This window comes from Janthinobacterium sp. MP5059B, from assembly GCF_001758645.1.
GTDB lineage: Bacteria > Pseudomonadota > Gammaproteobacteria > Burkholderiales > Burkholderiaceae_D > Janthinobacterium > Janthinobacterium lividum.
In genome coordinates, this window is record NZ_LRHX01000006.1 from 73,098 (window position 1) to 95,452 (window position 22,355).

20 protein-coding genes are annotated in these 22,355 nt (G+C 62.1%); 9 read left to right on the plus strand and 11 right to left on the minus strand.

The features are described from left to right. Positions 1-4 precede the first annotated feature (4 nt). The 7 genes from malF to JAB1_RS05110 form a co-directional block, all read right to left on the minus strand. Positions 5-1,516 carry a maltose ABC transporter permease MalF gene (gene malF / locus JAB1_RS05080; protein WP_071653298.1) on the minus strand — a complete coding sequence of 504 codons (1,512 nt, stop codon included), beginning with the start codon at positions 1,514-1,516 and terminating at the stop codon, positions 5-7. Between the two features lie 140 nt (positions 1,517-1,656). After that, entirely contained in the window at positions 1,657-2,877 is a 1,221-nt protein-coding gene (malE, locus tag JAB1_RS05085) for a maltose/maltodextrin ABC transporter substrate-binding protein MalE (RefSeq protein ID WP_070259175.1), read from the minus strand. Between the two features lie 98 nt (positions 2,878-2,975). Continuing rightward, positions 2,976-4,061 (minus strand): sn-glycerol-3-phosphate ABC transporter ATP-binding protein UgpC, encoded by a 1,086-nt coding sequence (ugpC, locus tag JAB1_RS05090; protein ID WP_070279060.1) that lies wholly within the window; start codon positions 4,059-4,061, stop codon positions 2,976-2,978. A 222-nt stretch (positions 4,062-4,283) separates the two neighbouring features. After that, positions 4,284-5,921 (minus strand): alpha-amylase family glycosyl hydrolase, encoded by a 1,638-nt coding sequence (locus tag JAB1_RS05095; RefSeq protein WP_070279061.1) that lies wholly within the window; start codon positions 5,919-5,921, stop codon positions 4,284-4,286. Between the two features lie 283 nt (positions 5,922-6,204). Beyond that, the gene (locus JAB1_RS05100; RefSeq protein WP_070259168.1) at positions 6,205-7,218 is read right to left on the minus strand and encodes a substrate-binding domain-containing protein; all 1,014 of its coding nucleotides are present in this window, start codon (positions 7,216-7,218) and stop codon (positions 6,205-6,207) included. Between the two features lie 312 nt (positions 7,219-7,530). Next, positions 7,531-8,748 (minus strand): carbohydrate porin, encoded by a 1,218-nt coding sequence (locus JAB1_RS05105; protein ID WP_034783044.1) that lies wholly within the window; start codon positions 8,746-8,748, stop codon positions 7,531-7,533. Between the two features lie 238 nt (positions 8,749-8,986). Next, the gene (locus tag JAB1_RS05110; RefSeq protein ID WP_070279062.1) at positions 8,987-10,561 is read right to left on the minus strand and encodes an MFS transporter; all 1,575 of its coding nucleotides are present in this window, start codon (positions 10,559-10,561) and stop codon (positions 8,987-8,989) included. Positions 10,562-10,676: 115 nt separating this feature from the next. Between JAB1_RS05110 and JAB1_RS05115 the strand changes: the two genes are divergently transcribed. From JAB1_RS05115 to JAB1_RS05125, 3 genes are all read left to right on the plus strand, one after another. Beyond that, the gene (locus JAB1_RS05115; protein ID WP_052140180.1) at positions 10,677-11,603 is read left to right on the plus strand and encodes a LysR family transcriptional regulator; all 927 of its coding nucleotides are present in this window, start codon (positions 10,677-10,679) and stop codon (positions 11,601-11,603) included. 313 nt (positions 11,604-11,916) lie between these two features. After that, entirely contained in the window at positions 11,917-13,038 is a 1,122-nt protein-coding gene (locus JAB1_RS05120; protein ID WP_070259166.1) for a patatin-like phospholipase family protein, read from the plus strand. 79 nt (positions 13,039-13,117) lie between these two features. Then, positions 13,118-14,764 (plus strand): methyl-accepting chemotaxis protein, encoded by a 1,647-nt coding sequence (locus tag JAB1_RS05125; protein ID WP_070279063.1) that lies wholly within the window; start codon positions 13,118-13,120, stop codon positions 14,762-14,764. A 210-nt stretch (positions 14,765-14,974) separates the two neighbouring features. Here JAB1_RS05125 and JAB1_RS05130 read toward each other — a convergent pair whose 3' ends face one another. The 3 genes from JAB1_RS05130 to JAB1_RS29370 form a co-directional block, all read right to left on the minus strand. Continuing rightward, positions 14,975-15,289 carry a hypothetical protein gene (locus tag JAB1_RS05130; RefSeq protein WP_070259164.1) on the minus strand — a complete coding sequence of 105 codons (315 nt, stop codon included), beginning with the start codon at positions 15,287-15,289 and terminating at the stop codon, positions 14,975-14,977. A 512-nt stretch (positions 15,290-15,801) separates the two neighbouring features. Then, positions 15,802-16,218 (minus strand): hypothetical protein, encoded by a 417-nt coding sequence (locus JAB1_RS05135; protein WP_175445023.1) that lies wholly within the window; start codon positions 16,216-16,218, stop codon positions 15,802-15,804. Positions 16,219-16,224: 6 nt separating this feature from the next. Further along, positions 16,225-16,485: a hypothetical protein gene (locus tag JAB1_RS29370; RefSeq protein WP_139144436.1), complete on the minus strand. Its 261-nt coding sequence runs from the start codon at positions 16,483-16,485 to the stop codon at positions 16,225-16,227. Positions 16,486-16,602: 117 nt separating this feature from the next. Between JAB1_RS29370 and JAB1_RS05140 the strand changes: the two genes are divergently transcribed. The 6 genes from JAB1_RS05140 to JAB1_RS05165 all read left to right on the plus strand — a co-directional run bounded on the left by JAB1_RS05140 (position 16,603) and on the right by JAB1_RS05165 (position 21,201). Further along, positions 16,603-17,070 carry an SRPBCC family protein gene (locus tag JAB1_RS05140; protein ID WP_254671978.1) on the plus strand — a complete coding sequence of 156 codons (468 nt, stop codon included), beginning with the start codon at positions 16,603-16,605 and terminating at the stop codon, positions 17,068-17,070. Positions 17,071-17,342: 272 nt separating this feature from the next. Continuing rightward, positions 17,343-18,113 (plus strand): creatininase family protein, encoded by a 771-nt coding sequence (locus JAB1_RS05145; RefSeq protein ID WP_070279066.1) that lies wholly within the window; start codon positions 17,343-17,345, stop codon positions 18,111-18,113. A 55-nt stretch (positions 18,114-18,168) separates the two neighbouring features. Beyond that, a complete protein-coding gene (locus tag JAB1_RS05150) occupies positions 18,169-19,440 on the plus strand; it encodes a YncE family protein (RefSeq protein WP_070279067.1) in 1,272 nt (423 codons plus the stop codon). Between the two features lie 108 nt (positions 19,441-19,548). Next, positions 19,549-19,920 carry a VOC family protein gene (locus tag JAB1_RS05155; RefSeq protein ID WP_170846428.1) on the plus strand — a complete coding sequence of 124 codons (372 nt, stop codon included), beginning with the start codon at positions 19,549-19,551 and terminating at the stop codon, positions 19,918-19,920. A 26-nt stretch (positions 19,921-19,946) separates the two neighbouring features. Beyond that, a complete protein-coding gene (locus JAB1_RS05160) occupies positions 19,947-20,282 on the plus strand; it encodes a hypothetical protein (protein WP_052140423.1) in 336 nt (111 codons plus the stop codon). A gap of 280 nt (positions 20,283-20,562) precedes the next feature. Next, entirely contained in the window at positions 20,563-21,201 is a 639-nt protein-coding gene (locus JAB1_RS05165) for a phasin family protein (protein ID WP_070279068.1), read from the plus strand. Between the two features lie 105 nt (positions 21,202-21,306). On the opposite strand, the gene JAB1_RS05170 is transcribed toward JAB1_RS05165, so the two are convergent. After that, on the minus strand, positions 21,307-22,338 hold the full coding sequence (locus JAB1_RS05170) for an alpha/beta hydrolase (protein WP_070279069.1): 1,032 nt from the start codon (positions 22,336-22,338) through the stop codon (positions 21,307-21,309). Positions 22,339-22,355: the final 17 nt, after the last annotated feature.

Genomic DNA, 22,355 nt, shown 5'->3' on the forward strand with positions numbered 1-22,355 from the left:
TCCTTTATGCTTTGTTCATGCGCGTCAGGCGCATATTGACCAGCGAAATCGCGGCCACGAGGAAGAAGATCAGGGTCGAGATGGCGGCGGCCAGGCCAAAGTTCTGGCCGGAATCCTCGAACGCGATGCGGTAGGTGTAGGACACGAGCAAGTCCGTCGTGCCGGCCGGCAAGGTGGTGTCGAGGAAATCGGGACGTCCGCCCGTCAGCAAGCTGATCAGCACGAAATTATTGAAGTTAAAACCCAGGCTGGCCACCATCAGCGGCGTCAGTGGCTTGATGATCAATGGCAACGTGATCTTGAAGAAATTCGTCAGCGGTCCCGCGCCGGCCAGGGCCGAGGCTTCGTACAGGTCCGACGGGATCGCCTTGATCAAGCCCATGCACACCACCATCATGTAGGGATAGCCGAGCCAGGTGTTGACGATCAAAATCATGGCCTTGGCCAGGGTTGTATCCGAGAACCAGGCGGGCTTGATGCCGAACAGGGCATCGAGCACCAAGTTGATTTCGCCGAAGTTATTGTTGAACAAACCTTTGAAGACCAGGATGGAGATAAAACCCGGCACGGCGTACGGCAGGAATAGCAGGGTGCGGTACAGGCCGCGGAAGCGCAGCGCATCCCAGTTCAGCAGCACGGCCAGCACCATGCCCAGGCCCGTCGTCGTGGCCACGCTGATCAGGGCGAAAACGATGGTCCACACGAAAATGCGCAGGAAGGGGCCGCGGAACGCTTCATCGGAGAAAATCTTCACGAAGTTGGCGAAGCCGACATTGACCTTGAAGCCCGGTTCCAGCTTGGTACCGTCCGGCATTTCATAAAAGCCCGTCTTGAAGTTCGGTGTCACGAGCTCGCCCGTGGCGATTTTCTTCAGGGTCTTGTCGGGCAGTTGTTTGTAGACATGCGCGACGGGGCCGAATTCGCGCAAGCCCACCATGCGCAGCTCGATCTTGTTCGGCATGACCAGGGTAAGCAGCTTCAAGTCCTTTTGCAGGGCGATGATGTCCTTGATGGGCAGCGGCGCGGCCAGCACGGGCGCCTGCACGGGGTCCAGCGGCGCCACTTCCACGTTCAGGGGGACGGCGCGCTTGAGGGCCAGCGGCTGCGTCAAGAGCACTTCGCCCGTGTCCGGGCTTTCCAGGCGCAGGCGGTATTCCTTGTTGTCGGCATGCACGGTCATGGCATAGCCGGCGCTTTCCACGCGCTGCGTCTCGTCGAGCAGGTATTGCGTGGCACGCTCATACGTGAGCAGGTTGCGCGAACTGAAATTGGTAAAGCCGATCGACACCGTGTACACCATCGGCAGCAGCACGAAGACGATGACCGCCGTAATGCCGGGAAACAGATAGCGGTAGGCATAGGCGCGCGGCGACGTGAAGACAAACGTCGTCAGGGTCAGCAAGCCGAGGAAAACGGCGGCCAGCATGGTCTGGCCGGAAATGTACAACATGAAGAGCAGATACAGACCCAGCGCCATGCTGATGGTCAATACCGTAGGGCCGATAAACTTGCGCACGATGGATACCTGTGAAGATGGAGTGATACGAGATGGCGTAGGTCGGATTAGCGGCTATGCCGCGTAATCCGACAACATTGTTGGCTGCTGGTGTCGGATTACGGCCCTTCGGGCCTAATCCGACCTACGCCTTGACCTGCTTAATTGGCGGTCGTAATCCGCTTTGCCGCCGCATCCAGGCCATCCTTGGTCGTTTGGCGGCCTTGCGTGATGTTTTCCAGCGCCGATTGCATCGACGACCAGAAGCGGCCCATTTCCGGGTTGTTCGGCATCGGACGGCCCGCTTGCGCGCTTTCCATCGTCGCCTGGATGTTCGGATTGGCTTTCAATTCCGCGAACAGCACCTTGTTCGCTGGCGTGCCCAGCGGGACGTCGGCGTTGATGGTTTTCAGGCCATTGATCTGCAGCATCTGGTTTTCCAGGAATTCCGTGGCCAGGTCCTTGTTCGGGCTAGCCTTGGAAATCATCGCGCCCAGCACGCCCACGAATGGGGTGGCCGTCTTGCCTGCCACGGTAGGGATCGTTGCCACGCCAAAGTTGATCTTCGACTTGCGCGCATTGTCCCACGACCATGGGCCGTTGATCATCATGGCGATCTTGCCCTGATTGAAACCGGCTTCCATTTCCGCGTAGCCCGCGCCCTTCGGCATGGCGCCGCTGTTGATCAGGGTCATCAGCGCATTCACGCCCGCTTGCGAACCGGCATTGTTCACGCCCGTCTTGGCTGCATCGTAGCGGCCGTCGGCCTTGACTTCAAACGGGAAGCCGCCGCCCGCGCCCAGCAAAGGCCACGTGAAATAGGTGTTCGTGTAATCCCACAGTATGGCTTTCTTGCCCTGAGCGGACAATTTCTTGTCCAGCGCGGCGATTTCCTCGAAGGTTTTTGGTGGCGTCGGCACCAGGTCCTTGTTGTAGACGAGGGCGACGGCTTCGATGGAGATCGGGTAGCCCCAAGTCTTGCCGCCCACCGTGAAGGCATTCCAGGCCAGCGGCAGGATGGCGGCGCGCGCTTCCTTGCTTGGCGTCAATGGTTGCAGCAAGCCGGCGTCGATCCAGGTGCCGATGCGGTCATGCGGCCAGATCCAGATGTCCGGACCCTTGCCGGCGGCCGCCGCTTGCTGGAATTTGTTCGGCGCATCTTCCGGATGCTCGACGACGACCTTGACGCCTGTTTTCTTGGTGAATTCCTCGCCGACCTTGGCCAGGCCCTTGTAGCCCTTGTCGCCATTGATCCAGATCAAGAGGGTGCCTGCTTCGGCCGCGTTCGCCATGCTGACGGCGGCCAGGTTGCCGATGCCGGCCAGGGCGGCGGCGATCAGGGTGGTTTTGATGAAGCTGCGTTTCGCGTGTGTGAAGGACATGTCAATCTCCAGTGTCTTTTTTTATGTTAAGTATCAAGGCTGAGACGATACAACCAGGCCAGGCGGCGCCTGTAGCGCCTGGCCCTTTAAATTCGGAATCAGGTACGGGTCTGGCCATGCTCGTCGAACACGTGGACGCGGGCGGGCGCCACTTGCAGCGCCACGCTTTGGCCAATGGTCCAGTCCGTTTCCGCATCGGCGCGCACCACCAGCGGCTCGTCGCCGCCCGGTACTTGCACATACAGATAGCTGATGTCGCCCAGTTTTTCCACCGCCTGCACGGTGGCCGTGATGGCGGCAGTGGCGCCGGGCGCGCACGCCTGCACGTGTTCGGGACGTGCGCCGACGGTGACGGGGGTGCCGCTGGCCAGCGGCTGCGTCAGGACGGCCTGCAGCATGCCGCCCGCGTTGGTGGCGATGGTGGCCACGCCATCGGCATAGCTGTGGATCTTGCCTTTGAGGAAGTTCATGCGGGGCGAACCGAGGAAGCCGGCCACGAACAGGTTGGCGGGGTGGTGGTACAGCTCCAGCGGCGCGCCTACCTGTTCGATGCGGCCCGCGTTGAGCACGACGATGCGGTCGGCCAGGGTCATCGCTTCGACCTGGTCATGCGTGACGTAAATCATGGTTGAGCGCAATTCGCGGTGCAAGTTCGCCAGTTCGATGCGCATCTGCACGCGCAGCGAGGCGTCCAGATTCGACAGTGGTTCGTCGAACAGGAAGACGTCGGGTTTGCGCACGATGGCGCGGCCGATGGCCACGCGCTGGCGCTGGCCGCCCGACAAGTCCTTCGGTTTGCGTTCCAGCAAGGGTTCGATGCGCAGGATTTGCGCGGCGCGTTGCACGGCGTCGGCGATCTGCACCTTGCTCATGCCGGCCAGTTTCAAGCCGAACGCCATATTCTGCGCCACGCTCATGTGCGGGTACAAGGCGTAGCTCTGGAACACCATGGCGATGCCGCGCTTGGCGGGCGGCACGTCGTTCATGCGGGTCTTGCCGATGAATAAATCGCCGCCGCTGATCTCTTCCAGGCCGCAAATACTGCGCAGCAAGGTGGATTTGCCGCAACCGGACGGGCCCACGAACACCATGAATTCGCCATCGGCGATCTCCAGGTCGATGCCGTGCAGGGTTTGCACGTCGCCATATGCCTTCTTCAGGCCTGTTAACTTCAGTCCAGCCATGTCTGTCGTCCTCAATCTCACTGAATGTGCCTGGCCAAATCTACTGCGCGTCGAGATTTGCGGCTGGCGATGCTCACTGTGCCTTCGCACAGCTGCGCTTCTCTGCCACAACTCTCATCCGCTCGCTACGATTTTTCCAGGCACTGATACGCTGTTGTTCGGCCCCGCTGATGCGCGGGGCTCGTTATTGTAATTGGCGGCATGGCCGCCAAAGCCTGCGATTTACGCCAGGGTGCCGAACCAGCCGCCATGCGGAGGCAGGCTGAGCTGTTGGCCATCTTTGCTACCCGGCAAGCCGTGACCGGCCAGGTCGGCCGCTGGCGCCGCATCGGGCCAGGCGAAGGTGACCGCTTGCGTGCCCAGGTTGAAGGCGGCCAGGACGGACGGTTGGCCGGGCAAGTCGCGGCGCAGGGCCAGCACGGGTTCCGGTGCATCGAAGAAGACGATATCGCCGCGCAGCAATTGAGGCAGGGTGCGGCGCCAGGCGAGGATCTTCTGCGCAAACTGCAATGGCGAGGCGGAATCGTTTTCCTCGACATCAACGGCGCGGGCCAGATGCTCGGGCGGCACGGGCAGCCAAGGTTTGGCATTGCTGAAGCCGCCATGCGGCGCATCGGCCACCCATGGCATCGGCGTGCGGCAGCCATCGCGGCCCTTGAACTGGGGCCAGAACGGGATGCCGTACGGGTCTTGCAGCGCCTCGAAAGGAATGTCCGCTTCCGTCAGGGCCAGCTCGTCGCCCTGGTACAGGCAAGGCGTGCCTTTCAGCGCGGCCTGCACGGCCAGCACCACCTTGGCCAGCGATGGCGACGGATTCTCGCCGCCCCAGCGCGTCATGACGCGCACGCTGTCGTGGTTGCCCACGGACCAGGAAGCCCAGCCGTCGGCCACTTGCGCCTCGAACTCTTCCACCTGGGTGCGGATGTGCGCGGCCGAAAACTCCGCCGTCAGCAAGTTGAAACTGTAGGCCATGTGCAACTTGTCGGCGCCCGTGTAGGCCGCCATGGTGGCCAGCGCATTGTCGTCGCCCACTTCGCCGATGGAAATGGCCTGGTATTCATCGAGCACGGCGCGCACGCGCTGCAGGTAGGCGATGTTTTCCGGCTGCGTTTTGTCGTACACGTGCGCCTGCATGCCGTACGGGTTGATGGCCGACACGCTGCTCGCGTCGCGCTGCACTGCGGGCGGATTGTCGCGCAGCAGCTGGTCGTGATACGGGAAGTTGCAGGAATCGAAGCGGAAGCCATCGACGCCGCGCTCGAGCCAGAAACGCAGATTGTCCAGCTGGGCCTGCTGCACGGCGGGATTGTGGAAATTCAGGTCGGGCTGGCTGGCGAGGAAATCGTGCAGGTAATACTGGCCGCGGCGCGGCTCCCATTGCCAGGCGGAACCGCCGAACACGGACAGCCAGTTGTTCGGCGCCGTGCCGTCCGGCTTCTGGTCGGCCCACACATACCAGTCAGCCTTGGCATTGTCGCGGCTGGAGCGGCTTTCCACGAACCACGGGTGGTTGTCGGACGAGTGCGACAGCACCTGGTCGATCATCACTTTCAAGCCCAGTTCATGGGCGCGCGCCACCAGACGGTCGAAATCGGCCAGTGTGCCAAACATGGGGTCGACGTCGCAGAAGTCGGCCACGTCGTAGCCGAAATCCTTCATCGGCGACGTGAAGAAGGGCGAGATCCAGACGATGTCGGCGCCCAGGGCGGCGATGTAATCGAGCTTGGAAGTAATGCCAGGCAAGTCGCCGATGCCGTCGCCATTGCTGTCGAGGAAGCTGCGTGGATATACCTGGTAGATGACGGCGCTGCGCCACCAGTCGGCGGGCAGGTGGGCGAGATTGTTCTGGATGGTCGGCATGAATGATTTCTTAAAAGTTGCCTGTAGCCGTGGCTATCAGGGCAGCGCTGCTGGTTGGTAGGCGAACGTCTTATTTTAAAATTCAAAGCGCTTTGGGTATGAAATGAGTATAGTTCAAAGCGCTTTGAAAAGTAAAGCGATACACGCGCCAGACATACGATTTTTTTATGAGGGTGATTCAGGAAGGCAAAGCAGAGCGGAAGAGGGAGTTCTACGAAACCCCAAGCGGAGGCTGGGGTCGGACCCTGAGGGTCCGACCCCAGTAGTTTGCTCTAGGGGTAAATCATGCGTGTATTACGGGCCCTGCCGACTCGCCCGGCAGCAGTTCGCACGGCCACAGTTCCTGCAGGTCGGTGACGGGCGTGCCATCCATCAGGGCCAGCAGCATGTGGATCATCTTCGCACCGGCGCCGCGCGGGTCGGGCTGGACGACGGTGGTGACGTTGTGGCCGGCCAGGGAATCCTCCATCACGCCCCAGACGATCAGCGACATTTCGCTGCCGATGGCGATGCCCGCGTCGAGCAGGGCGCGCACGGCGCCCACGCCCGACATGTGATTGTCGACGATGACGGCCGTGGGGCGGGGCGAGCGGGCCAGCAGGCGCTGCATGGCTTGGTAGCCGGCGCGGCGGTCGTGCGCATTGTCGACCAGATTGTCGGGGTCGACGGCCAAGCCGCCCGCCTGCATGGCGTGCTGGAAACTCTCGACGCGCTGGCGCACGAAGTTCAGGTCCGGCGTGGCGCTGATCAGGCCGATGCGCTGGTGGCCCAGCTGCGCCAGGCGCTCGACGGCCAGGCGCATGCCCGCCTCATTATCGTAGTCGAACCACGCGTGCGGCTGGTTCAGCTGGGTGCGGCCATGGGCGACAAACGGCATGCCCTGCTGCGCCAGGTAGGCGATGCGCTCGTCGAACGGTTTCGTGCGTCCGACGATCAGGCCATCGATGCGGCGGCCCTTGACCATGCGTTCATAGGTGTGGAATTCGTTGCCGGCCGAGGCGGGCGCGATCATCATGTCCATCTGCTGGGCTTCCAGCGCTTCCGACATGCCACCCACGATTTCGATGAACATGGGGTCGGCCAGGTCGTTCGGCATCAGCGGGTAGATGATGCCGACGATATTCGTGCGTCCCACAGCCAGGCTGCGCGCCATGGGATTGGGACGGTAGCCGGCCGCCTGCGCGGCGGCCAGCACCCGCTCGCGCGTGCGTTCGCTCACTTCCGGATAGCCATTCAAGGCGCGGCTGACGGTGGTTTCGGATATTCCTAGCGTTTTGGCGAGATTTTTGAGGTTCATGGATGCTGCAGTTGGGGTCTATCCAGGGTGGGTCGGGAGCGATGCGGTGCGATGACGGGTAGTTTATCTGATAAATGCCGGAATGATCAGGGGTATGACAAGCGGCGGCAGCGCCCAAAAAAATACGCGGGCAAACCCAGGGGCGCCCGCGCTAAAAGAGGATACTGCTGAATCACTACATTGAAGCTGCCGGCCATCGCGTGCAGCGGCGAAATGGTGGGTCCGGATATTACTTGCCCCTGGATAAGCGGGCGGTGTTGCTGCCACCGGCAAGCGTCCGGGGACGCTTGCCGACGTTCTAGCGGCCTGCGATTACCACCAGCTTTCCACTTGGAAACCGACGGAGCTGCCGTTGGTCTTGCCACCAAACACGCCCGTCGACGACAGGGCCGATTCCGCGGCGGCGGCCGACTGGGCTGCCTTGTTCCATTTGGCGTAGGTGTAGAAGGCGCGCAGCACGGGGCGCGACCAGAAGCTGTTGCCGGCCGACAGTTGCGGCGCGAAGGTCAGCTTGGTCAGGTTGCGGCTTTCGCCGCCTTCCGGCTTGACGATGTCGTGGCCCAGTTCCACGGCCAGGCTGTAGTTGTCCGTGAAGTGGTAGACGGGGCGCGCGCCGATCGATGTCCACTTGCTGCTCACGCCTGCCGTTTCCTTGTCTTCATAGACGAAGGTGCCCATGCCCGACCAGGCGCCTTTGGGCTGGATCATGATCTGTTCCGTCAGACGCACGACCTTGTCATCCTTGCCGGCGCCCAGGCTGAAGCCGCCCGTGTTGGCTGCGCTGCCTTTGCCATACTGCAATGCCACCTTGTTGAAGCCGCCCAGCAGATTGCCTTGCGTATGCATGATGGTCAGCAGGTGGCCGCTGGCGATGGGGGCCGCGCCTTGCGCATTGCGCTTCTGGTTGAATTGCAGGCCCAAGGTCAGTTCGCCATCGGGATTGACCTTGATGCCGGAGAAGCGCAGGTCGTGGGACAGGCCCATGCGCTTGCTGTCGCCGTCATCGGCCGTGCGCACGACGGCGTAGGCCAGCTTGGCGGCGCCCAGGTCGATGTTTTCCAGGCCGGCGCCAGGGCCGCTGTTATTCCAGAAGTAGTAATCGGTGATGTGCACGTCCTGGCGGTCGTAGTAGCGCTTGCCGACCCAGGCGCGCGCTTCGGCGAAGGCGCCCGTGCCGATCTTGTCGGCGACGACGTTCATTTCGCGCCACGACGGGTCCGATTGCTCCCAGTCCTGGTTCTGGTTGACGGAAAACGCCACCAGGGTATTGATGCGGAAGGTGGTGCCGTTGGCTGCCTTGAAGGCTTCGCCGCCGAATTTCAGTTCGCCGTAGGTTTCGCACTCATTGCCAAGACGATACTTGGACGAGGCACCGGCCAGGCCGAAACACGCTTCCTTGCCGCCTTCGCTGCTGGTGCCGAAGCCCGAGCGGATATAGCCGCCGAAGTCGATCGGCAGGGCGGCCTGGGCCGACGCACTCAAGGCCATCAGCACTGCCGCTGGCAACGCTTTCAAGAAAAATTTGTTCATTGTGTCTCCAGTGTTTTTATAGGTGTGGGATCGGCGCGCATCAATTTGCACAACCAAAGCGCTTTAACTATGTTTCAAAGCGCTTTGAGTATAGTTCAAAGCGCTTTGATAAGTAAACTCGTTTTGTTCTTGAAAACTTTTGAGGTGTTGCAGAGAAACATCAAAGGCGGGCGGCGGCGCGTGGGCGCCGCCGGGTATGGCGGGGCAGGGAATGGTTGCCGCGGGAAAGCCGGGCGGCTTAGTTTGGCGCCTTGCAGGCGGGCAGGGCGGCTGTGTCCCGTGCGGCATCGGCCGCATTCGCCGGATGGCGCAGGAAGGCGAGGATCAACAGGGCCGACGCCGTCGTGATGCTGGCCAGCACATACAGCAAGTGGCGGAAGGCCGTGCCATACGCTTGCGCCAGCTCGGCGGCGGGAGCGTGTGGCAGCAGGGTGCTCGCATGGCGCAGCTCGCCCAGCGCCAGGAAGGGGCCGGCATGCGCCGCCTGCTCCGCGCCGATGCCGGCAATGCCGGCGCCGCCCAGCGCCGCGACGGTGAGCGTACCCAGCAGCGCGCTGACGATGGCCAGCGCCAGGCCTTCGCCCGCCACGCGCGTCGTATTGAAGATGCCGGCCGCCATGCCGGCCCGCTCGACGGGCACGACGCTGATGGCCAGGCCATCCATCAAGCCCCAGGGCAGGCTGATGCCGCAGCCGATCAGCAGCAGCGGCCCGATCAAGGTAGCGGGCGCTTGCCCTGGCGCGCAGGTGGAGAGCCACAGCAAGCCGCCCGCCGCCAGCAGCAGGCCGCTGGCGCAAATGTGGGCGGCGGCAATGCGCTGCGCCGCCATGCCGGCCAGGACCGGCAGCACCAGCATGGGTGCCGACAGGGCGATCATCATGCGTCCCGCTTCCAGCGCGCTGTAGCCTTCGATGCCGATGAAGCGGGCCGGCAGCAATACCAGCAGTACGACAAAGGAAAACGCGGGCGCTGCCGCCAGCAGTTGTACGCCAGCAAAAGCGGGCAGGCGGAACAGGGTCAAGTCCAGCATGGGCCGCGCCGCGCGCCGCTCCAGGCGGATGAATGCGCCCAGCAGCACGGCCGCGCCACCGAGCAGTCCCAGGCTGGCAGCACTGCCCCAGCCGCTGTCGGGCGCCTGCAGCAAGCCATAGGTAAACAAGGAGAGGGCACCCGTAAACGTCAGGGCGCCGGGCCAGTCGACGCCCTGCGCCTGCGGGTCGCGCGATTCGCGCATGGCGCGCGCGGCGGCCAGCAGGGCGGCCAGGCCGGCCGCGGCAGTGGCGACAAAAATGGCGCGCCAGCCCGTGTGCGTGATCAAGGTGCCGGCCAGGAAGGGGCCGAAGGCCAGGCCCGCGCCGAAGGCCGTGCCGATCAGGCTGAAGGCGCGCGCGCGGGCGGGGCCGTCGAATTCCTGTGCCAGGGCCGCCAGTCCGCTCGACAGGGCCATGGCGCAGCCCAGGCCCTGGACGGCGCGCAGCACGTCGAGCCACAGGATGCCGGGCGCGGCCGCCAGTGCCAGCGCGGCGGCGGAAAACACGCCCATGCCCAGCAAGAACACGCGCTTGCGGCCATAGCGGTCGGCCAGGGCGCCGGCCACCATCAGGCAGCCGCCAAAGCTGAGCATGAAGGCGTTCGTGATCCATGCCAGCGCCAGCGGCGTGCCGTGCAGGTCGGCGGCGATGGCGGGAATGGCGATGGCCGGTCCCGTAAAACTGAGCGGCATGCACAAGGCGGCCAGGCAGACGGCGGCCAGCACGAAGGCGCGCCGGGCTGTCGCTTGGTCCGTGGCTGGCGCGGAGAGATTCGTATCCATGGGAATGATTCCAGAAAGAGGGAATCCGATGATAATATGGGCGTAATCAATGAAAAAGTGGCTGAAAATCCACTCATAACGGACAAATATTCCCTAATCGAGATGGCGAGATGGCATGGATAATCTGAATGGCATTGCCGCCTTCGTGCGCGCGGCGGAAACGCGCAGTTATGTGGCGGCCGGGCGGCTGCTCGGCGTGTCGGCCTCGGCCGTGGGCAAGAGCGTGGCGCGGCTGGAAGAAAAGCTGGGCGTGCGCCTGCTCAACCGCAGCACGCGGCGCATCAGCCTGAGCAACGAGGGTGCGCTGTTTTACGAACGCTGCCAGCGCATCCTGGCCGACCTCGGTGATGCCGAGGCGGAACTGTCGCACCTGGCCGAGGCGCCGCGCGGCAAGCTGCGCGTCAGCCTGCCCGTGATCGGCTACCGCATCATCCTGCCCCTGCTGGCAGAGTTTACGCGGCGGTACCCGGAGATCGAGCTCGACCTCGATTTCAACGACCGCTTGGTCGATGTTGTGGCCGAAGGCGTCGACGTGGCCGTGCGCAGCGGCACCTTGACGGATTCGCGGCTGATGGCGCGCGAGCTGGGGCCGTTTGCTTTTGCCATCGTGGGCTCTCCCGCATATTTCGCCCGTCACGGCGTGCCGGCCACGCCACGCGCGCTGGAAGGGCACGCCTGCGTGCGCTATAAATTTCCCACCACGGGCAAGCTGCAGGAATGGGCGCTGCAGCGGGCCGACGGCGACAGCGGCGGCGAGTTGCGCTTGCCGACTGCCTTGACCTGCAACAATATCGAGGCCTTGATCGGCGCCGCCACGCAGGGCGTGGGCCTGGCTTACCTGCCTGACTTTATCGTGCGCGACGCCATCGCGCGCGGCGAACTGCAAGCCGTGCTGGCCGATTGCCTGTTGTACTCGAGCAAGTTCTGGGTGCTGTGGCCGTCGAGCCGTCACCTGTCACCTAAAATCCGCGTCTTTGTTGACCATTTGTGTACCCACCTGCATTTTTCTCCGCCCCCTCCCGACCCTGCATCATCCCTTTGATGGCCCTGGCCGCCGCGCTGGCGGCTGCTTGGGGAATATTCCTACCCCAAAACGATTATTCCTAACGCCGCTGGATTTATATTTGCTGCGCCGCATCACGCCATGCCGCACGGCATCAACTTATGGCCTTCCTGAATACCCGTCATTCGTTATGGAAATTGCCATAAGGAATTTATTTATGTTAATTTCATATCTGTTTCTGCAACATTGCATCGGCTGGTCGCTTGCGGGAACATGTGCAGGATTAGGCGCCATAAGCGTGTAGTAACCAACAATTAAGGGATGGTAACCCCGTTCCGTTCAGGGAGTGTGCATGAAGACAGTCACTACGACGCCGCAGGATCCGGCGCCAGCCACGACAGCGAAACCGGCCCGCAAAACGGGTTTGCTGCTGGGTGGCGGCGCACCAAATTCCACCTTGATCGCCGGCGCCCTGGCTGCTTTCCTTGACGAGGGCATCGAGTTCGACGTCATTTCCGCCTCGGGCGCCGGCGTGTTGATGGGTTTGCTTTACACGACGCCGCACGAGGCCACGCCGCGCCAGGCCTTGCAAAGCTGGGCCGACACGGGCGTGGCCGACAGCATCTACAAGATGATCCCGATCAACTACAAGGTGTTCCAGAAGCCGGGCATGCACGCGAGCACTTTCCGCGACGCCTTCCAGCCGCCGGCCAACAATCCTTTTTTCCAGGCATTCCAGCAAACGTTTGCGGGCGTACCCACGGCCTGGTCGGATTGGGGCAAGCTGATGGTGTCGTCGCTGTCGCCATCGGACCTTTCGGCGAAAAGCCTGGGCCTGTGCGCGCACTTGCCCTTCCTGGAAAAAGCCGTGGATTTCTCGGGCGTGGCCCGCATGCGCCCCGATTTCTACATCAATGCCTACAACCTCAGCGAGCACCGCATGCAAATCTGGGGCAAGCACGAGATCGAAGCTATCCACGTGCGCGCCGCGTTGTCGTTTCCCTTCCTGTATGCGCCCACGACCATCGCCGGCGACGACTACATCGAAGGCGCGGCGCTCGATACGCTCAATTTCGACCCGTTCATCGAAGGCAAGGGCGAGCACCATGACGCCGACACCCTGGTCATCCTCGACATCCTCGGCGACGAGCGACTGCTGCGCAAGCCGCGCAACCTGTACGACGCCTGGGTGCGCTCCATCATCACGCCGCTGGTCAAGATTTCCAAGAGCGAGCTGCGCCTGTTCGAACTCGAACATAACACGGATGCGCGCACGGGCCAGCCCAAGCGGCGCCTGCTCAAGCTCGACTTGATGGGCGGCATCCCGGAGCAGCACTGGCCCGATACGCTGGACTGGTCCAGTTCGAACATGCAGTTGCTGTTCGACGTGGGCCACAAGGCGGGCCTGGCATTTTGCCGCCAGCATGGCGACTTGCTGCGCCGCGCGCCCGAGGCTTCCCCGCTGGCGGCCTAGCAACCGATCCCCGGCCACCTGATCGGCAGCTACTTATCCTGCCTGGCCTTGCCAGGCTACCTTTTTACTGTGACACACCATGAATATCACCAAGCAATTAATTCTGACCCTGACCATCGCCTTGCTGGCCTTGCTATTGCTGGGCGCCGGTGGCGCCATCCAGCTGCAGCGCGCCCAGGAGCGTTTTGATACCGTGCAAAACCGTATCATTCCCAGCATCCAGGGCTTGAATGCGGCCAAGGGTTTCCTGGCCGACTCGCGCCTGGCCGGCTACCGCCTGTCCGTATTCTCGAACCTGGCCGACAAGACGGCGCTGGACAAGGCCGTGGCCGATGCCAACACGAATTTCGACAAGGTCATCGCCACCTACCGTGCCGAGCGCCTGTATGACGCGACGGACAGCAAGATGCTCGACGCCGACCAGGCCGCGATGGAAGCCTACCGCCGCGCGCTGGCGCCATTCTTTGCCGCCGCCTACGCGGGCGACATGGATGGCGTACGCGCCACCTTGCTGGCCGGCACGCCGCTGGCCATCACGGCCGCCGCCGCCAAGAAGAGCATGGATGACCATATCGCCTACAACAACAAGCTGGTCGATGACGTGAAGGCCGAAAGCCTGGCCGCCTACGACACGGCGTTCAACACCATGCTGGCCGTGCTGGGCGTGGCCGTGTTGCTGACGGGCGCGCTGGCCTGGCATATCTACCGCACCATCAGCGGCGGCCTGGGCAATATCGAACACACGCTGGAGCGTGTCAGCGCTTCGCTCGACCTGTCCGCCGCCATGCCCGTCGAGCGCATGGATGAAGTGGGCCGCACGGCCACCGCCTTCAATAAATTCCTCGAGCGCATCGTCGGCGTGATCGCCACCGTGCGCGCTTCGGCCGATACGGTCAGCGTGGCGGCCGCGCAGATTTCCGCCGGCAACGCGGACTTGTCGGTGCGCACCGAACAGCAGGCGTCTTCCCTGGAAGAAACGGCATCCAGCCTGGAAGAGCTGACCTCGGCCGTACGCCAGAATACGGACAATGCGCGCCAGGCGAACTCGCTGGCCGTGTCCGCCTCGGACGTGGCCCGCAAGGGCGGCGCCGTGGTGGCGCAAGTGGTGGGCACGATGGGTTCGATCAATGAATCGGCGAAGAAGATCGCCGACATTATCGGCGTGATCGATGGCATTGCCTTCCAAACCAACATTCTGGCGCTGAACGCGGCCGTGGAAGCAGCCCGCGCAGGCGAGCAGGGCCGGGGCTTTGCCGTGGTGGCCACGGAAGTGCGCAACCTGGCGCAGCGCTCGGCAGCGGCGGCCAAGGAAATCAAGGGCTTGATCGAAGATTCCGTGGACAAGGTCAACACGGGCAGCGCACTGGTCGACCAGGCGGGCGCGACGATGGAAGAAATCGTCGCCAGCATCCGCCGCGTGACAGACATCATGGGCGACATTGCCAACGCCAGCCACGAGCAAAGCGCCGGCATCGAGCAGGTGAACCAGGCCATTTCGCAAATGGACCAGGTTACCCAGCAAAACGCAGCCCTGGTGGAAGAGGCCGCCGCGGCCGCATCGTCGCTGCAAGACCGCGCCGTCGAGCTGGTCGACGTGGTGGCCGTGTTCCGCCTGCGTGGCGACACCCAGGCAAAACCGTTGACAGTGGCGGGCGGCTTGCCGGCCCCGGCTTCAGCCTCAGCCAGCCGGCGCCTGGCGCTGCCTGGCCGCAGTGCCCGCGCTTAAGTTTAGTCATTGAATTGCCCCGGTACGCCGGGGTTTTGGTGATGTCATTGTTTTATTCGGGGGGGGGCGTTGATGTTCGGTATCTGTGACGACGGTAAGTAAGGTTTCCTGGGCTGACAGGGAAGGAGGGCACTGCCCTGTTTCGCAAGTCAGGGTGCCTGCCTTTCGCACACGTGAGTCCGCTTTCGCCCCAAAGCGGACCATCGAGAACTAGGATTCCTTCTTGATGGTAATGTTGTTTGCGCGAATTCTGATGTCGCCGAAGTCACCTTCAAGGATTGCACCATCTTCAGTTGTTGCCGCACCTTCAAGCTCACCAAGACTTGGAACATTCTCACGAGTTGTGATGTTCCCGGCAAAACGAAGTTCGCCAACTTCAAATCCAATTGGCGAGCCATCGGAATTTGTCGCCAGCAACTCAAATCGTGTCCCGTCATAGCCAATCAACTTCGTCAGAAAATAGGAATGGCGCTGCTCCAGGTAGAAGGAGAGCACGTAGGTCTCAGCTAGGTCTTCGATCTTCATGCGCGATCATTCCTTTAATATTCCTGGCGTTGTTCAAGTATTTGGCTAGGTCCGCTTTTAGCCGGTTGCCGTCGTTGGCAGGTTGCGCCCCGAAGCGGAAGTTTACGCAGCAACATATGAAAATCGCTCGCGCATTTCCACTCGGATGGAATATTTACTAGCACAAGGGAATTGTGGAATGCCATCGCTGGCAACGGCTGCTTTTGGCCGGTTGCCGTCTTGTTATATCTTAACCTCTGATGATAAATTGGAGCTCGTATCAACCCATCGTGGGCGGAGTCCTTTCGCAAACTCCTCCCTTACCTTGGTTAACGAATACTCGTCGCCCATGTCTGCTTCAATTTCACCGATGCAGCCCCAACAGTCGCCACCACAGTCAACTGATAGAGGGTCATCTTTCTGGTCCAGTTTTCGACTGCATATACTGCATGTATTTCGCATCTTCAAACCTCTATACGACTACAAGTTGTTTGCGGCCACGGCGAGCGTCGGCTTTTGGCCGAACTCGGTCTCTAATCAAAAACAATTCGCTGTCCCACTTCGAATTCATTCTCATGGCAATAAAACAGGATAAGCGGTGTGTCGTGCGAATAGATCATCGCGTCGTCACGTGAAGGGATAAAAATATCCGACCAATTCTCGAACAGGAACACACTGCTGCACAAGAAACATTCGTCTTCTCCAAACACCACAACGACCTGCTGGTTTCCCGGCACACGGGCACGTAACCATTTGCTTGCGGTGGCCGCATCGTCTCCGGATGCGAACCGCTCGATCGAGTCAACGGTGTTTATGTTCAGGCTGAGATGGGTCTTTGAGTCGTGAAGGCCTGCTACCTCATAGGCGCGGCGGGCGTCTTCGGCATTCAGCCAGGCGATATCCGCTGAGTGATGCTGTAGTTCCTGAACCCGCCAATGTGCTGTATTCATCATTTCTCAAAGTTTCATATGCTCATGGCCATGGCGAGCAGCAGCTTTCGGTCGAATCCTGAGCATCCCTTGATCCTGGCGCAAAACAAGGCTGTCATCATGGCCCGGCTTTATCTGCGACCAGTATAACCACAATCTAATTCTATTTGCATGATAAAAAAACAGTGTATCCTGCAATTTCAGCGGATATATTTTTTGTCGAGGCAAAGAAAAGGCTGCGGCATTTGTTTCTGCTGGCGGAGTATCTTTGAATTGGCGCAATGGCATGGCGATACTGAGTGATGAATGCTATGCCGCGGGCCAATATCCCCAATTTTCATATACTGCGCGACGCCGGATAACAGGCCCAGTTACTTTCACACAATGATAGGGAGATCCCCCAAATTGGCGCAAATTGAAGAAAGCATCCACATTGCCGTCCCGCCCACGGTCATCGACCAGATTTGGAGCGAGGTCGACCGCTGGCACTTGTGGGATCCCGATACAAAGCAAGCCCGGCTCAATGGGCCGTTCGCGGTGGGAACACAGGGCAGGATAGTTCCCAGCAAGGGGATGGGTATTGCGATGCTGGTCACGGAGCGCTCGGCAGGCCGCTCGTTCACCGTCGAGGGCTACATCCCTTGGTTCCGCATCCACTTCGAGCACACGGTTGTTGCGGCAGAGGGCGGATCGCAAGTCGTTCACCGCGTGTGGTTCACGGGAGCCCTTGCCTTTCTGTTCGGCCCAGGCGTTGCCAGACAGGTCCGGGACGGGCTTCCCAGGACGATGCGCTCGCTGAAGGCCTATGCCGAGAAGCGCAACGACACTCGCCACAGCGCCGAGGAGGGCGGAGCTAACGCGACAACAGCCTGATAGATAGTTTCCCCTCGTCAATTCCTTGCAAACTGCCCCGTCAAATTAACGTGCCGTTCCCGTCATGATGGAATACAATTCCTGCGTGGCAGCCAGCTTGCCTGGCAAGGCCGGGCACGGCGCCTTTGACCTCGGAAAGATGTTGGCTTATGACTCTGCAGTTCCCTCAGCGAACGGCGCCTTGCGCGCCATCCACGCTCCGCATTTCACGCAAGCCCCCCGTTTCCCTGTTCGTCCTGACATTTTCGTGCCTGCTGGTCACGGCGCCCGTCATGGCGGCTGCGCCTGCCAGCAGCAGTGTCATGCTGGAAGAGCTGACCAGCACGGAGTTGCGCAGCCGTATCGACCACGGCGCCACGACCGTGCTGGTGCCGATTGGCGGCGTCGAGCAGAGCGGGCCGTATATCGCGCTGGGCAAGCACAATGTGCGCGCCGGCCTGCTGGCGCGGCAGATTGCGCAAAAGCTGGGCAATACCATCGTCGCGCCCGTCGTTTCCTACGTGCCGGAAGGCGCGGTTTCTCCGCCGGCCGGCCACATGCGCTTTGCCGGCACGATCTCGATTCCCCCTGCCGCCTTCGAAGCCGTGCTGGAAGGGGCGGCCGCCAGCCTGCGCCAGCATGGTTTCCGCGACATCATTTTTCTCGGCGACCATGGCGGCTATCAAAAAAACGAGCAAAACGTGGCCAACAAACTCAACCGCGCCTGGGGCAAGGCTTCCGCCGGCAAGGATGCACGCGCTTACGCCTTGCTCGACTACTATGACATCACGCAATCGGCCTATATTGCCGAGTTGCAGAAACGCGGCCACAGCAGCGCCGAGATCGGCTTGCACGCGGGCTTGGCGGATGCGGCCTTGATGCTGGCGACGGACCCGTCGCTGGTGCGCAGCGACGCCATGGCCCACGGACCCAAGCCCGGCGTGGCGGACGGCGTGCGCGGCGACGCGACGCGCGCCACGGCTGAACTGGGCCAGATCGGTGTCAAGCTGCAGGTGGATACATCCGTGGCTGCCATCAAACAGCTACTGAAACGTAATAAATAACTTCCGCTGGAAGTGCTGAACTTCCGGCTTTTGCAACGAAACGACGCGAAATCACATGAAAAAATCTCAACGACGCACCATCGTCACCTTGTCCGCCCTGGCTGCCGCACTGGCCGGCCTGGGCGTGGCCAGCCAGGTCACCGGCGCCAGCACAGCGGCTCCAGCCGCCGTCGCGCCGGCCGCCGCCTATTCGCCGCTGCCGGGCATGCCGCCGCTGGTGGATCCGAAAAACGTGTACGGCAGCATCGCCAGCAGCAATATGAGCCCCGTCGTCAAGGATCATTTGCGCCGTGTCTACGTGCCCAACCTGCGCTCGAACGATGTCTACGTGATCGACCAGGAAACCCTGAAAGTGGTCGACAAGTTCAAGGTCGGCAGCGGCCCGCAGCACGTGGTGCCGTCGTGGGACTTGCGCACCCTGTGGGTGGCGAACAATGCCGAGCGCACGGACAAGGGCAGTTTGACGCCTATCGACCCTTTGAGCGGCAAGCCGGGCAAGGAAGTGCCCGTCGATGATCCCTACAATATGTATTACACGCCGGACGGCAAATCGGCCATCGTCGTGGCCGAAGCGCGCCACCGCCTCGATTTCCGCGATCCGAAGACCATGGCGGTGCAGTATTCGATCGACACGCCCCAGTGCGGCGGCATCAACCATGCCGATTTCTCCAATGACGGCCGCTACGCCATGTTCACCTGCGAGTTCGACGGCACCATCGCCAAGATCGACCTGGTGGGCCGCAAGGTCGACGGCTACCTGAAATTGCAGATGCCGGCCAAGCGCTTTGCCGAATCCGGCCCCGTGGGCGGCCCGGCAAATGAAATCTGCAGCGTCAAGAAGGGCATGCCGCAAGACATACGCATCTCGCCGGATGGCAAGAAATTCTATATCGCCGACATGGACGCCGACGGCGTGCACATCGTCGATGGCGCCACCCTGAAGGAAATCGGCTTCATCCAGACGGGCGTGGGCGCGCACGGCTTGTACCCTAGCCGCGATGGCAAGAAATTGTACGTGGCCAACCGCGGCACGCACCGCATCCACGGCAAGCCCAAGGGCAAGGGCAGCGTCAGCGTGATCGATTTCGCCACGGAAAAAGTCGTGTCGAACTGGCCGATACCTGGCGGCGGCAGCCCCGACATGGGCAATGTGTCCGCCGATGGCAAGTACCTGTGGCTGTCCGGCCGTTTCGACGACGTGGTCTACCGTATCGAGACGAACAGCGGCGACGTTGCCAAGGTCAAAGTTGGCCAGGAACCGCACGGCTTGACCGTATGGCCGCAGCCGGGCCGCTATTCGCTGGGCCACACGGGCAACCTGCGCTAAGCAGGCGCATGGCGTTTCCTGAGCAGCCGGATTCGCAGTTGTGGTTGCTTAAAAGGCAATGTTGGCGCATACTGTACTTCCATTTCACTATCGCCAGGGAGCGCCATCATGATTCTTGATCACATCGGTTTGAATGTCAGCGATGCACAGGCCAGCAAGGCCTTCTTTTCGGCCGCGCTGGCGCCCCTGGGCGTCGCGGTGGTGATGGAAGAGCAGGGTTGGGTCGGCCTGGGCAAGGATGGCAAGCCCGATTTCTGGTTCGGCGTGGGCGGCACGCCGCATGCCGGCATGCATCTCGCCTTCGCGGCGGACAACCGTGCCCAGGTGGACGCCTTTTACAAGGCCGCGCTGGAAGCGGGCGGCAAGGATAACGGCGCGCCAGGCATCCGCGCCCTGTATCACCCGAATTACTATGGCGCTTTCGTGCTGGGGCCGGACGGTCACAATGTCGAAGCCGTCTGCCACCATCCCGAGCCCTGACACCGTTATTTCCTGAAGAGAGCAGCATGAAGCACAGCGCCACCCTGTTTGCCGACGATGCCGGCCGCTATGCCTACGTCAAGGCGGGTTTTTCCTGGCCGGCTCTGTTCCTGGGCTCGTTCTGGGCCGTCGCCAAGCGCCGCTGGTGGCTGCTGCTGCTCATGCTGGCGATGGATGCGTGCCTGTGGTTTGGCAGCCATCTGGCCACCGAACTGCGCATCGGCCCGATGATGCTGCTGATGGCCGTCTCGGAGCTCAGTTACCTGCTGGCGCGTGGCTGGTATGGCAATCGCTGGCTGGAAGCGTCGCTGCGCAGCCATGGCTACAAGCCCGTCGTGCCGGGCGCGGGCGCCGCTTGTTGAGCTTGCCTGGCACAGATTTTCCTTCCCGTCACTGACGTTTGCCAAAGGCAAGCCGTCCAGCCCAAACTTTCTGCGCAGCCTAGCGCACCTTTGATCCAGATCATCCCTCGCCAGCGGTGCTCACGTAGCCTTGGGACTCGCGTTGCAAAGCATCTTCCCACCAATCGGATATGTTTTTTCGCGTTTCGTGGCGTAGCCTGGCCGTTTGCCTCACCGTTCGACTGCCGGTGGTGTCGCCATTTGTTTGTGTCCACCCAACCGCTATTTAATGAGGAACTCCATGTATCCATATTCCCGTAGTGTTACCCCTGCCGCCAAAAACCACCTGGAAGCCCAGCTGGCTTTCTTCAATGGACTGTCGAAGTCGCTGTTCCAGTCGGTGCAGCACTTCAGTGACCTGAACATGCAGCTGGCGCAAGGCTTGCTGGAAGAAACCACGGTCACCGGCCAGAACCTGCTGACGGTCGAGCGCGCTGAAGATGTGTTCCAGGTGGCTGCCGCCTCGGGCCAGCCTGCCGCCGAGCAATTGCGCAAGTACCAGCAACAGGTAGCGCGCCTGGCAGCCGATACGCAAGTCGAACTGGCCAACGTGGCAGAGCGGCATGTGAATGAAACGAGCCGTACTGCCAAGGCCCTGGCCGAAGAAGTGGCCCGTACTGCTTCGGAAGAAACGGAGAAAAACGTGCGCAAGCAGCAGGAAGCCATGCAGCGCATCGCCGAACCGTTCCAGGCCTATCATCAGAACGGCGCCAGCCGCGACCAGCAGCGCGGCGCGCAAAGCCGTGACGGTCAAAGCCTGCAAAGCGGCAGCCATCAGGGCAGCCAGCAGTCGGCCGGCAGCGAAAGCTCGGCCAGCGGCAGCGTCTCGCAAGCGGGCTCCGCACAAAGCAAAAGCAGCAGCGCCAGCCGTAAAGAGTAAGCGGGCCGCTGCAGTCAACTGAATCCGCATTCGGGGGCCGAGCCTTGAGGTGCGGCTGGTTGACACGCAGCGTCGCGCGCAGTGGCCAGGCAGAGCGCCCGTCCCTCAGGGGGCGGGCGTTTTGTCGTGGACGCGCGCCGCGGCAGCCTGCGTGGCGGTGCCCTGCGCCATTGCCGGCTGCTGCGGCGTGGCCGGAGGCGTTGGCCTAACGTCTTGCGGCGTGCCTCCGTTGTTTGCCGTATTGTCCGCCGCATTATCTGTCTTGCTGTTGGCGTCGATAAAGGCGCTCACGGCGTCGAGCGTGGGCGCCAGCATGCGCAAGGGGCTGGCCAGCGAGGCGACCAGGGTGGTATGGCTGACCTTGTCGAAATACGTTTCCGTCACGGGCCTGGCAAGCGCCCGCAAGGCCCTGGCCAGGCCACCCGTGTTGCGTTGCGGATCGACCAGCTTATCCTTGCCGGGCGCCGGTGCAATCAGCAGGGCGGGCGGCGCTTCGGCAGTCACGTGATGGATGGGCTGCGAAGCGGCGGGCGTATCCGGGTAAAAGAAAACGGGGCGGGTGATGGTGTTTTCTATTGGCAGGAAATCATAGGGGCCGGCCAGACCGATCCAGCCCCGCAAGTCGTGCGGACGCATGCCGTGGCGCGCCAGCAGGCTGGCGTCGAGCGCTAACATCGCCGCATTGTAGGCGCCGGCGCTATGGCCCATGACGAACAGCCGCGCCGGGTCGCCGCCATGGCGGCTGGACTCCATCGCGGCCCATGCCACGGCGCGGGCCGCATCCTGCAAGATTTCGGGATAGTGCACGTCCGGATACAGCCGGTAGTCGGCGATTACGGCCAGATAGCCGCGCGCCGCGAGCGCGTGACCAACGAAGGCATAGTCGGCGCGCTCGCCCGTTGTCCAGTTGCCGCCGTAAAAGAACACCACCACGGGCACGGGCCCCGTACGGGTCCTGGGGGCGTAGACATCGAGCTTTTGCCGTGGCAGAGGGCCGTAGGCCAGGCCGCGCGTCACTTGCGAGGCGTTGCCGGACGACAAGGCATTGATGGCTATCAAGGGCGAGCAGGCGGCCAGGCCGACAGCCAGCGGGATGGCCCCCAGCAAACCGAGCAGGGTGGTGCGCAGGATCGTCATGCTTGCTCCTGATGGTG

Excerpts from the sequence above, each read along its gene's own strand:
- JAB1_RS05115 (WP_052140180.1), top strand. The coding sequence starts at position 10,677 with ATGGATAATCTGAATGGCATTGCCGCCTTCGTGCGCGCGGCGGAAACG.
- JAB1_RS05110 (WP_070279062.1), bottom strand. The coding sequence starts at position 10,561 with ATGGATACGAATCTCTCCGCGCCAGCCACGGACCAAGCGACAGCCCGG.
- JAB1_RS05105 (WP_034783044.1), bottom strand. The coding sequence starts at position 8,748 with ATGAACAAATTTTTCTTGAAAGCGTTGCCAGCGGCAGTGCTGATGGCC.
- JAB1_RS05135 (WP_175445023.1), bottom strand. The coding sequence starts at position 16,218 with ATGAATACAGCACATTGGCGGGTTCAGGAACTACAGCATCACTCAGCG.
- JAB1_RS05165 (WP_070279068.1), top strand. The coding sequence starts at position 20,563 with ATGTATCCATATTCCCGTAGTGTTACCCCTGCCGCCAAAAACCACCTG.
- JAB1_RS05120 (WP_070259166.1), top strand. The coding sequence starts at position 11,917 with ATGAAGACAGTCACTACGACGCCGCAGGATCCGGCGCCAGCCACGACA.
- JAB1_RS05155 (WP_170846428.1), top strand. The coding sequence starts at position 19,549 with ATGATTCTTGATCACATCGGTTTGAATGTCAGCGATGCACAGGCCAGC.
- JAB1_RS05130 (WP_070259164.1), bottom strand. The coding sequence starts at position 15,289 with ATGAAGATCGAAGACCTAGCTGAGACCTACGTGCTCTCCTTCTACCTG.
- JAB1_RS05150 (WP_070279067.1), top strand. The coding sequence starts at position 18,169 with ATGAAAAAATCTCAACGACGCACCATCGTCACCTTGTCCGCCCTGGCT.
- JAB1_RS05170 (WP_070279069.1), bottom strand. The coding sequence starts at position 22,338 with ATGACGATCCTGCGCACCACCCTGCTCGGTTTGCTGGGGGCCATCCCG.
- JAB1_RS29370 (WP_139144436.1), bottom strand. The coding sequence starts at position 16,485 with ATGCCATTGCGCCAATTCAAAGATACTCCGCCAGCAGAAACAAATGCC.
- JAB1_RS05125 (WP_070279063.1), top strand. The coding sequence starts at position 13,118 with ATGAATATCACCAAGCAATTAATTCTGACCCTGACCATCGCCTTGCTG.
- ugpC (WP_070279060.1), bottom strand. The coding sequence starts at position 4,061 with ATGGCTGGACTGAAGTTAACAGGCCTGAAGAAGGCATATGGCGACGTG.
- JAB1_RS05100 (WP_070259168.1), bottom strand. The coding sequence starts at position 7,218 with ATGAACCTCAAAAATCTCGCCAAAACGCTAGGAATATCCGAAACCACC.
- JAB1_RS05160 (WP_052140423.1), top strand. The coding sequence starts at position 19,947 with ATGAAGCACAGCGCCACCCTGTTTGCCGACGATGCCGGCCGCTATGCC.
- JAB1_RS05095 (WP_070279061.1), bottom strand. The coding sequence starts at position 5,921 with ATGCCGACCATCCAGAACAATCTCGCCCACCTGCCCGCCGACTGGTGG.
- malE (WP_070259175.1), bottom strand. The coding sequence starts at position 2,877 with ATGTCCTTCACACACGCGAAACGCAGCTTCATCAAAACCACCCTGATC.
- JAB1_RS05145 (WP_070279066.1), top strand. The coding sequence starts at position 17,343 with ATGGCGGCTGCGCCTGCCAGCAGCAGTGTCATGCTGGAAGAGCTGACC.